General features: G+C 72.8%; 14 protein-coding genes. 11 read left to right on the top strand and 3 right to left on the bottom strand.

Annotation, left to right across the window (positions count from 1 at the left end; translation table 11 throughout):
* Nucleotides 1-9: 9 nt before the first annotated feature.
* Nucleotides 10-492 (bottom strand): MarR family winged helix-turn-helix transcriptional regulator, encoded by a 483-nt coding sequence (locus AB0C69_RS31460; RefSeq protein ID WP_360358643.1) that lies wholly within the window; start codon nucleotides 490-492, stop codon nucleotides 10-12.
* Between the two features lie 183 nt (nucleotides 493-675).
* Between AB0C69_RS31460 and AB0C69_RS31455 the strand changes: the two genes are divergently transcribed.
* Nucleotides 676-1,491 (top strand): hypothetical protein, encoded by an 816-nt coding sequence (locus AB0C69_RS31455; protein ID WP_360358642.1) that lies wholly within the window; start codon nucleotides 676-678, stop codon nucleotides 1,489-1,491.
* An 11-nt stretch (nucleotides 1,492-1,502) separates the two neighbouring features.
* On the opposite strand, the gene AB0C69_RS31450 is transcribed toward AB0C69_RS31455, so the two are convergent.
* Complete coding sequence (locus AB0C69_RS31450) at nucleotides 1,503-2,549, bottom strand: LacI family DNA-binding transcriptional regulator (RefSeq protein ID WP_360358641.1); 1,047 nt, start codon at nucleotides 2,547-2,549, stop codon at nucleotides 1,503-1,505.
* A gap of 33 nt (nucleotides 2,550-2,582) precedes the next feature.
* Here AB0C69_RS31450 and AB0C69_RS31445 point away from each other — a divergent pair, with 33 nt between their 5' ends.
* A complete protein-coding gene (locus tag AB0C69_RS31445) occupies nucleotides 2,583-3,785 on the top strand; it encodes an MFS transporter (protein WP_360358640.1) in 1,203 nt (400 codons plus the stop codon).
* Here the strand turns inward: AB0C69_RS31445 and AB0C69_RS31440 are convergent.
* A complete protein-coding gene (locus AB0C69_RS31440) occupies nucleotides 3,722-4,438 on the bottom strand; it encodes a response regulator transcription factor (RefSeq protein WP_360358639.1) in 717 nt (238 codons plus the stop codon). The genes AB0C69_RS31445 and AB0C69_RS31440 overlap by 64 nt on opposite strands.
* 236 nt (nucleotides 4,439-4,674) lie before the next feature.
* On the opposite strand from AB0C69_RS31440, the gene AB0C69_RS31435 reads away from it, so the two are divergent.
* From AB0C69_RS31435 to AB0C69_RS31395, 9 genes are all read left to right on the top strand, one after another.
* Nucleotides 4,675-4,929 (top strand): MoaD/ThiS family protein, encoded by a 255-nt coding sequence (locus AB0C69_RS31435; protein ID WP_345172788.1) that lies wholly within the window; start codon nucleotides 4,675-4,677, stop codon nucleotides 4,927-4,929.
* A 147-nt stretch (nucleotides 4,930-5,076) separates the two neighbouring features.
* Nucleotides 5,077-5,787 carry a DUF2993 domain-containing protein gene (locus AB0C69_RS31430; RefSeq protein WP_345172791.1) on the top strand — a complete coding sequence of 237 codons (711 nt, stop codon included), beginning with the start codon at nucleotides 5,077-5,079 and terminating at the stop codon, nucleotides 5,785-5,787.
* 46 nt (nucleotides 5,788-5,833) lie between these two features.
* Complete coding sequence (locus AB0C69_RS31425; protein ID WP_345172792.1) at nucleotides 5,834-6,349, top strand: sigma-70 family RNA polymerase sigma factor; 516 nt, start codon at nucleotides 5,834-5,836, stop codon at nucleotides 6,347-6,349.
* Nucleotides 6,346-7,083, top strand: coding sequence for a zf-HC2 domain-containing protein (locus AB0C69_RS31420; protein ID WP_360358638.1), 738 nt, complete (start codon nucleotides 6,346-6,348; stop codon nucleotides 7,081-7,083). Before AB0C69_RS31425 ends, AB0C69_RS31420 begins: the two co-directional genes overlap by 4 nt.
* An 85-nt stretch (nucleotides 7,084-7,168) precedes the next feature.
* Nucleotides 7,169-7,594 carry a thioredoxin family protein gene (locus AB0C69_RS31415; protein ID WP_360358637.1) on the top strand — a complete coding sequence of 142 codons (426 nt, stop codon included), beginning with the start codon at nucleotides 7,169-7,171 and terminating at the stop codon, nucleotides 7,592-7,594.
* Nucleotides 7,595-7,723: 129 nt separating this feature from the next.
* Nucleotides 7,724-7,789, top strand: a complete 66-nt coding sequence (locus tag AB0C69_RS31410; protein ID WP_353819285.1) for a putative leader peptide — start codon at nucleotides 7,724-7,726, stop codon at nucleotides 7,787-7,789.
* 78 nt (nucleotides 7,790-7,867) lie between these two features.
* The gene (locus tag AB0C69_RS31405) at nucleotides 7,868-8,305 is read left to right on the top strand and encodes a DUF4395 domain-containing protein (protein WP_360358636.1); all 438 of its coding nucleotides are present in this window, start codon (nucleotides 7,868-7,870) and stop codon (nucleotides 8,303-8,305) included.
* Complete coding sequence (locus AB0C69_RS31400; protein ID WP_345172801.1) at nucleotides 8,302-9,141, top strand: sulfurtransferase; 840 nt, start codon at nucleotides 8,302-8,304, stop codon at nucleotides 9,139-9,141. Before AB0C69_RS31405 ends, AB0C69_RS31400 begins: the two co-directional genes overlap by 4 nt.
* A 28-nt stretch (nucleotides 9,142-9,169) precedes the next feature.
* The gene (locus AB0C69_RS31395; RefSeq protein WP_185031495.1) at nucleotides 9,170-9,478 is read left to right on the top strand and encodes a DUF1416 domain-containing protein; all 309 of its coding nucleotides are present in this window, start codon (nucleotides 9,170-9,172) and stop codon (nucleotides 9,476-9,478) included.
* The last annotated feature ends 40 nt before the right edge of the window (nucleotides 9,479-9,518 follow it).

Below are 9,518 nucleotides of genomic sequence, written 5' to 3'. Positions count from 1 at the left end.
GCGCGCACGTCACCGACCTGTGCGGTCGGGCGCGGGGGTGCTGGTGTTGTGGATCAGTTGCCGGAGCACCTTCAGGGCGGTGACGTAGTCGGCGTCGTCTATGCCCCGGTGGATGAGGTCGCGGATCGCGGGGGCGTGCTCCTTCCACTCGGTTCGGGTCCTCTCTCCCGCCTCGGTGATCCACAGGCGTCCGTCGCCGTCGCGGGTCGACCAGCCGCGCTCCAGCAGGACCTTCGACTCGGCCTCCAGGTCGTCCTCCGGCCTCAGGTAGGACTTCATGGCCTCCCGCAGTTCGGGGATGGTCATGCCGTGGCCGTCGGGCGAGAGGTCGTTCTTCGACAGGTTGCGGAGCAGCCAGAACTGCGGCTGCGTGAAGCCGAACTCGGCCTGCCGGGCTCGGGTGAACGCGATGAGGGCCTCGTAGGCCAATCCGGTCCAGTAGGCGGCCGGCTGAGCGGCCAGTTCGGCGTCGGAGACTTCTCCGGTCTTCATGTGCGGTGTCCCCCCTTGGTTGATCACTGGTAAGGGGACCGTAGAACCTGAAGTTAAGTTGAGGTCAAGGCGCCGAAGGCCGTGCCGCGGGCGGGAACGGCCGCGATCGCGGTGGGAGCGCCGGGAACCAGTCCGGTTCCCCAAGCGTCGGACGGCCGGAAAACCTCCGACAGAAGGAGTGCCGTGTTCGACCAAGTCTCCACCGACGTGCCGCCGCCCGCCGAACTCTGGGCCCAGGGCGTCGTCAAAGCCATGATGGCCCCCTACCTCGACGACTGCTCCGGACAGGTCCACGTGGACGGCGGCTTCCTGCGCACCGAGGACATCGGGAACGGCTTCTGGGCCCTGCGCTGGGTGGAGGGCGGCCGGGCGCTGCTGTACGGCTACGACAACGAGGCCTCCGACACGCACATCCAGGACCTGCCCGTCGACCTGCTCGCCGGAGGCCCGGCGTGGCTGCCGTGGGAATGGCTCCAGAACCTTCTGGTGGACGAGGACTACTCCGTGGCCTTCCTGCGCTGGTGGGACGGCTCCTGGGGCGGCCCCCCGCTTCCCGAACACGTGGACGACGGGCTCGCCATCATCCTGGCCGACGGGGCCGAGCGCATGGACGAGTTCATCGACGAGGACGGGTCCCCGTCGGCGCTGGCGTACCAGGACCTGATGCGCGCGGTGACCGCCGGGAACGTCGAGCGTCCCGCCGTCGAGGCGCTGCTCGCGGCGCTGGACGCGGGGGACGCCGACCCGCGCGAAGCGCTCGACGTGGCCGCCAGGGCGGGCGTCACCCGTGAGGAGGAGCTGGTGGAGCTCCCCGCCGGCCGGGGCGAGCCGTCCGGCCGGTGGGTCCCGGTCTTCTACCACGACCACCTGCCCACGGTGACGGCCATGGCGGAGCGCGAGGGCATCGAGATCGCCGAGCTTCCCGGCTCCGAGCCGCCCACCCTGAAGGCGCCGCCCCGATTCTGCTTCAACGGCGCGCCCGAGAATTCCGGGTCCTGACCGGCCGGTGGTCAGGGGCGCGTGCTGGTCCTGTGGACGAGGGACCATGCCGCCGCCCGGGAGTCCGGCCGGCCCAGGACGATCCGCGCGCAGGACGCGCCCTGGTCGCGCAGGGACTGGGCGACCGTGGTCAGGCCCAGCGGTGCCGCGGCCGCCGCGTCGTCCCAACCGGTGATGGCCACGTCGCCGGGGACGGAGCGGCCGGCGGCGCGGACCGCGCGGACGACTCCGGACGCCTGCTGGTCGCTCATCGCGGCGATCGCGTCCGGCGGCTCCGCCGAGGTCAGGAGGGCCGCCGCGACCCGCTCCGCCTCGGCGGCGTCGTTGCGTGCGCACACCGCGACGGTCACGTCCCGCCAGGCGATCCCGGCGTCCTCGGCCGCCTGCCGGTAGCCCTCCAGGCGGTCGCGCGTCACCGGGAAGGCGGCCTCGGGGAGGGCCGCGCCCTTGGTGATCATGGTGCGCCGGTCGCGGGAGAGCGGGAAGCTCACCACGGCGGGGCGCTCGGCGCCCGCCCATGCGGCGGCGCCGACCGCGCGGGCCGCCGCGCGGTTGTCGATGCCCACCAGGGCCATGCCGCCGACCGCCGGGCCCCCGTGGACCACCGCGGGGCGCCTCGTCGCCCGGACCGCCGCCAGGACGGGGTCGTCGTCGGTGGTGGTCCAGACGATGAAGCCGTCGACGGCGGCGTCGGTGATCCGGGTGACGTCGTCGGCGGCGCCCGTGACGGGGACGAGGGTCATGCCGTACCCGTGCTCGCCGCAGACGCCGGCGACGCCCGCCATGAAGGACACCGCCTCCGGGTCCTCGAACGCGTAGCCAAGGTGCTCGCCCATCACCACGCCGAGCGTGCGGTTGCTGCCCCGGCGCAGGGACCGGGCGCTCGGGTCGGGGCCGGCGTAGCCCAGTTCGGCCGCCGCGGCGAGGACCCTGGATCTGGCCTGGTCCGAGACGCGGTTCGGACGGTTGTAGGTGTAGGAGGCGGTCATGACGGACACGCCTGCCCGTTCCGCCACCTGGGCCAGGGTCACGCGCTTCGCGCCTCCGGACGGCTCCATGAGACCTCATTCTAATTGTGTATCGTTACACAAATGAGTGTCGGGACCTCGTGGCGCGCGTTCGTGGGGTTCGCTGCGTTCGGGGCGTTCTGGGGGGTGTGGGGCGCGTCGGTGCCCCGCGTCCAGGACCAGGCGGGGATCGGGGACGGCGCGCTCGGCTTCGCGCTGCTGTTCGTGGGTGCGGGCGCCCTCCCGGCGATGCTGCTGACGGGGCGGGCGCTGGACCGGTGGGGGCCGGGAGTCGCGGGCGCGGCCCTCGCGGCGTTGGGCGGGGCCGGAGTCGTGGTGGCGTTCACCGCCGTGAACCTTGCCGGGCTGTGCGCCGGGCTCGCGGTGGTGGGCGCAGCCAGCGGGGCGGCCGACGTGGGCGTCAACGCGGTCGCCGGGGTGGCGGAGAGGGCCGCCGGCAAGGCGGTCATCACCCGGGCCCACGGTGTCTTCTCCGGTCTCGTGGTGCTCGCGAGCCTCGCCAGTGGGGCCTCGTCGTCCCTGCCGCTCGTGGTGCCCTTCGTGGCGGCGGGTGGCGCCTGCGTGGCCGCCGGGACGTGCCTGTGGGCGTTCCCCGGCGACTTCGTCGTCCGGCGTGAGGCGGTGGCGCCGTTGGGGCGGCACCGGATCGTCCCGCTGCTGCTCATCGGGGTTCTGGGCGCGCTCGCGTTCGCCGGCGAGAACGCGCACCAGAGCTGGAGCGCGGTCTTCGCCGACGACGAGCTGCACGCGGGCGGGCTCGGCGCCGTCGCGCCCGCCGTCTTCGCCGGGACGGTGGCGATCACGCGGTTCTCGGCGGGCGGGGCGAGGGCCGTCCGCGGGATCCTTCTCGCCGGGGCGGCCGGAGCCGCGGGCGGAGCCCTGGTCATCGCGGTCGCGTCCACGCCGGCGGTCGCCGGGGCCGGGCTCGCGACGGCCGCCGCCGGGACCGCCGTGCTGTTCCCGACGCTGCTCCGCCTGGTCGCCCGGAACGTCGGCGACGACCACCGGGGGCGCGCGACGTCGGTCGTCACGACCGTGTCCTATCTCGGGTTCCTCGCCGGGCCGGTCTATGTCGGGCTCTGGGCGGAGGCCGTCGGGCTGCGCGGCGCCATGGTCGCGGTCGCGGCGCTCGCGGTCGTCCTCTTCGCCCTGACCCCGGTGCTGCTCCGTCTGAGCGGCTTCGCCGGGGGGGAGCGGGGCGGTCAGGCGCGGGCGGGGGTCTTCTCCTCGGCGTCGCCCGGGCGGTGGTCGGGGACGAAGCGGTAGCCGACGTTGCGGACGGTGCCGATCAGGGACTCGTACTCGGCGCCGAGCTTGGCGCGCAGGCGGCGGACGTGGACGTCGACCGTGCGGGTGCCGCCGAAGTAGTCGTAGCCCCAGACCTCCTGGAGGAGCTGGGCCCGCGTGAAGACGCGGCCCGGGTGCTGGGCCAGGTACTTCAGCAGCTCGAACTCCTTGAACGTCAGGTCGAGGACGCGGCCGCGGAGCCGGGCGGTGTAGGTGGCCTCGTCGATCGTGAGGTCGCCGCTGCGGATCTCGCCGGGGACCTCGTCGGCCTCCGTGCCCGCCGCGGCCCGTCCGAGGGCCAGGCGGAGGCGCGCCTCGACCTCGGCGGGGCCCGCGGTCTGGAGCAGCACGTCGTCCAGGCCCCACTCGGAGCTCAGGGCGGCGAGACCGCCCTCGGTGACGATCGCGAGCAGCGGGCAGTCGAGTCCGGTGGTGCGCAGCAGGCGGCACAGGCCCTTGGCCTGGACCAGGTCGCGGCGGGCGTCCACCAGGACGACGTCGGCCGGCGGCGCGTCGATGAGCGCGGAGCCCTCGGCGGGCGCGACGCGCACGGAGTGCAGCAGAAGTCCCAGCGCCGGCAGGACCTCGTCAGAGGGCTCCAACGCGTTGGTCAGCAAGAGCAAGCTGCTCAATGCCGCCTCCCGTCCCTAAAAGACGTAGGACCCAGGCGGCCCACCCCCAAGACCGGCGCACGGCCGGCGGCTCGAAGACGAGGCGGCCATGCAGAGCCTTGCGGATGAACTCCATGGCCTCGTCGCCCGGATCCCTCACCCCTGAGCATAACCGAGGTGCCTCCGGCGGCCATGTCGCGGCCTGGCCGGACCGTGTCAGCGGGAACCGTGTCAGCGGGAGATGAGAGCCTGGAGGCATGGCCAAGGGAACGATGCGGTACTGGGCGGCCGCCAAGTCCGCCGCGGGGACGCACGAGGAGCCGTACGACGCGGCGACGCTGGAGGACGCGGTCGCCGCGGCCAGGGCCGGGCGCGGCGACGAGTTCGCCCGGGTCGTCGGGCGGAGTTCGTTCCTGGTCGACGGGGATCCGGTCGGGACGCGGCCGCACGCGTCGGTGACGCTGCCGGAGGGCGGGGTCGTGGAGGTGCTGCCTCCCTTCGCGGGAGGCTGAGCGGGCGGCTGAGCGGGGGCGGAGGAGGTGGCTGATCTCACACCGGGGTGATTTTCCCGGCTCAGAGGTCATTCTCCGGAGCGACCCTTTTTGGGTGGTTCGTTCACTATCGTGTGGCGAACGCATGCGCCAGGCCTAAGGAGAGACATGCGGAAAGTACTGCTGGTCCTGCTGATCCTCGTGGCCGCGGGGCTGGTCGCCGCGGACCGGCTGGGGGTCAGGATCGCGGAGGACAAGATCGGCGAGCAGGTGGCCGCGCAGTACAACCTCCAGGAGCGGCCGGACGTCACGATCCACGGCATCCCGTTCCTGACGCAGGCGGTCGGCGGCGAGTACAAGCACATCGAGGTGGGGATCGGCGACTGGACGCAGCAGGGCGTGACCGTCACCGGCGTCAAGGTCGACATGCGGGGCGTCGACGCGCCGCTGTCGGAGGTCACCAAGGGCAGCGCCGCGAACGTGACCGCGCGCACCGCGACCGCCTCGGCCGTCGTCCCCTACGACGTGATCCAGAAGCAGGCGCCCAAGGAGGTCAAGCGGATCGGGCCGAAGGGCGACGACCTGTCGGTGGACCTGACCGGCAACGTCCTCGGGTTCCCGGTGAACGGCACCGCGGTCGTGGAGGTCAGGCCGACCGCCAAGGGCATCGCGATCTCGCCCGTGTCGGTGGGGTCGAACGGCGCCGCGCAGATCCCGCTGGCGCTGGTGAAGCGGCAGCTCACGTGGGTGGTGCCCGTCTCCGACCTGCCCGTCGGGTCGCGGATCAGCAAGATCGAGCCGACGCCGGACGGGCTGCGCGTGGCGGCGACCGCCGAGAACGTCCGGCTGAACGATCTCCAGGCCCCCGCGCAGAAGTAATCCCGGAACCCGTGAACCGCGCCGGGGGAGCGTACGTGACAGTGGTGTGGGACCGACCGCCGACGAGGGGCTGCTGCGCGCCCTGTACAGCGAGCACGGGGGCGCCCTCCTCGGCTACGTCCTGCGGCTGACCGGCGGAGACCGAACCCAGGCAGAGGACGTCGTGCAGGAGACGCTGCTGCGCGCTTGGAAGCATCCGGAGGCCCTCGCGGGCCGCCCCGTCCGGCCGTGGCTGTTCACGGTCGCGCGGAACCTCGTCGTGGACGCGCACCGCGCCAGGCGGGCCCGGCCGCCGGAGACGGGCATCGACGAGCACGTCCTGATGACCGCCGACGGCTCCGACGACATCGACCGGGCGCTGGAGTCCTGGACGGTCGCCGAGGCGCTGGCCGGGCTCAGCCCGCCGCACCGGGCCGTCCTGGTCGAGACCTTCTACAGGGGCCGCTCCGTCGCGGAGGCGTCGGAGACGCTGGGCATCCCGCCGGGCACCGTGAAGTCCCGCACCTACTACGCGCTGCGGGCGCTCAGGCTCGCGCTGGAGGAGCGGGGGCTGGCGCCGTGAGCGGCTGCACGCAGGCGCGCACCGCGCTCGGGTCGTACGTGCTCGGCGCGCTCGATCCCGGCGAGCGCGCCGAACTGGAGGCCCACCTGCGGGACTGTCCCGCCTGCCGCGACGAGCTCGCCGGGATGGCCGGCCTGCCCGCGCTGCTCGGACGGGTCGACGAGGCGCAGCTGGAAGGGATCGCCGGACCGCCGCCCGAACTGCTGGACGGGCTGCTGGCCAGGGCGGCCGAGCGGCGGAGGGGACGGCTCGGACCGCTGGGGCGCCTGGCCGGCGGGCGGGCCGCGGGGTGGGCCCCGCTCGCCGCCGCGGCGTGCCTGCTGCTGGTCGTCGGGGGCCTGTTCGGCGGCCTGCTGTTCCCGTCGCGGTCCGGCGGGACGGACGGCGCGGGCGCCAAGCCGCCGCCGTCCACGGCGTCCCCCGCGCCGGGGGCGGCGGGGGAGCGGATCACCGCGGAGGACCCCAGGACCGCCGTCAAGGGCTACGTGGTGCTCCGCCGCAAGCCGTGGGGGACCGAGGTGGAGCTGCACCTGGCCGGCGTCCCGAAGGGGTCGCACTGCCGGCTGCAGGTGATCGCCCGGGACGGGCGCCGGGACGCGCTCGGCAGCTGGTACGTCCCGTACGACGAGGGCTACGGCGAGTACCGCGGGTCCACGATGTTCCCGCGCGGCCAGCTGTTCTCCTTCGAGATCGTCGGCCTGGACGGGCGGCCCCTCCTCACGATTCCCACGTGACCGGGGGCGGCCCGGCGGGCGGCGGGCGGGTGAGAGAAGGCGGACCGCGGGAAGAAAAGCGCAGGCCCCGGGGTTGTCGCACAAGATGATCGGAGCATTGATCGCGGCGGGCGTCCTGCTCGCGGCCACGGTGTTCGGGCTGCTGAGGCGGCGCCGTGACGGCGTGCTGCGCGCCCGGCGAGGGGAGGGCGGGCAGGTGGGCGAGACCGTCGGCCCGGACGACATGGGCGCCGAGCTCGGCGAGAAGGCCACGTTGCTGCAATTCTCCAGCGCCTTCTGCGCGCCGTGCCGGGCCACCCGCCGGGTCCTCGGCGAGGTGAGCCGGATGGTGGAGGGCGTGGCCCATGTCGAGCTCGACGCGGAGGCGCACCTCGATCTCGTCCGGCGGCTGAACGTCGTGCGGACGCCGACCGTCCTCGTCCTGGACGGCGCCGGCCGGGTCGTCCGGCGCGCCGCGGGCGCGCCCCGCAAGCCCGATGTCATCGCCGCTCTGGGGGAGGTCATCCCGTGAGTCACTCCCTGAGCCGCAGCCTCATGACCTGCGCTAAGACGAATGTCACTGTCTCGCAAGGCGAGACGGATGTGACAGCCCGTGGATTGTCGGCTTAACATCGTGTCCGTGCGTTACTGGACAGAGCAGATGCTCACGAAGCGCCGCGCGGTGGACTTCTGCCGCGTGGCCGCCTCGCTCTGTCGCATGGCCTGAGGCATCGAGCCCGTCCGCCCCCGAGCACCTTCTCCTTCTAGCTCGTACGCACGCTTCCACTCCGCCAGGAGATCCCCGATGCAGGTCGATCCACGCGGGCCGCGCTTCGGCGCCTCCGTCACCACGGCCGTCCTCGTCGTCGTCCTGGTGACCGGAAGCTGGGCACTGCTCGCCGCTCAGGCCGTCGTGTTCGCCATCGCGACCTCCTTCGGCCTTCGGTACGCCCCGTACGGACTGGTGTTCAAAGTGCTCATCCGTCCCCGTCTCGCCCCGCCCAGGGAACTGGAGGACGAGGCCGCGCCCCGCTTCGCGCAGGGTGTCGGGTTCGCCTTCGCCCTCCTGGGCACCGTCGGGTACGCGACGGGAACGACCTGGCTCGGCATCGGTGCCACCGCCCTCGCAATGGCGGCGGCGTTCCTGAACGCGGCGTTCGGGTTCTGCCTCGGCTGCGAGATGTATCCGCTCTTCCGCCGCATCACCGCGAAAGTCCGCTCCGAAGGGAAGGTTCCCGCATGAGCCGCTCAGACGTCCTGGTGGACACCGACTGGGTCGAGGCCCACCTTGACGACCCCGGGCTCGTGCTCGTCGAGGTCGACGAGGACGTGTCCGCCTACGACAAGGGCCACATCCGTGGCGCCGTGAAGATCGACTGGAAGACCGAGCTGCAGGACCCGGTCCGCCGCGACTTCGTCGACAGGACCGGCTTCGAGCAGCTGCTGTCGAGCAAGGGCATCGCGAACGACGACCTGGTCATCCTGTACGGCGGGAACAACAACTGGTTCGCGGCGTACGCGTACTGGTACTTCAAGCTGTACGGCCACGACAAGGTGAAGCTCCTCGACGGCGGCCGCAAGAAGTGGGAGCTGGACTCCCGCGAGCTGGTCACCGACGTCCCGAGCCGTCCCGCGACCCAGTACAAGGCCAAGGACCAGGACCTGACGATCCGCGCCTTCCGCGACGAGGTCGTGGACGCGATCGGCAAGCAGAACCTGATCGACGTCCGTTCGCCCGACGAGTTCAGCGGCAAGCTGCTCGCCCCGGCGCACCTGCCGCAGGAGCAGTCGCAGCGCGCCGGCCACGTGCCGACCGCGGCCAACATCCCGTGGTCGAAGGCGGCCAACGACGACGGCACGTTCAAGTCCGACGAGGAGCTCCGCGCCCTCTACACCGAGGCCGGGGTCGACCTGAACAAGGACACCATCGCCTACTGCCGCATCGGCGAGCGCTCCTCGCACACGTGGTTCGCGCTGCGCGAGCTGCTGGGCCTGGAGAACGTGAAGAACTACGACGGTTCGTGGACCGAGTACGGCTCGCTCGTCGGCGTGCCGATCGAGCTCGGCGCAGGCAAGTAAGTCCCGCAGCACCACACTTGGAGGAACCATGACCCAGGGCTGCGCAGCGCCCGAGCAGACGGCGCACCTTCCGGCGACCGTCGACCTGGCCAACGAGGCCGTCATCCAGGGGACCGTCACGCGTGACGGCGCCCCGGTGTCCAGCGCCTACGCCCGCCTCCTCGACTCGTCGGGCGAGTTCACCGCCGAGGTGGTGACGGGTGAGGAGGGCGTGTTCCGCTTCTTCGCCGCCGACGGCGACTGGACGGTCCGCGTCCTGGCGGCCGGCGGTGTGAGCGTCGACACCGGCGTCACCGCGAAGACCGGCGAGGTCGCCGGCCTCGAAGTCACGATCTGACCCGCGTCCGGATCCGCGAACCCCGCCGCCCCCTCGGGGC

The sequence above is a fragment of the Actinomadura sp. NPDC048032 genome (assembly GCF_040653175.1).
Classification (GTDB): Bacteria; Actinomycetota; Actinomycetes; order Streptosporangiales; family Streptosporangiaceae; genus Spirillospora; species Spirillospora verrucosospora.
Note: the sequence above shows the minus strand (reverse complement) of the source record. Positions and strands in the feature narration are given on the sequence as shown.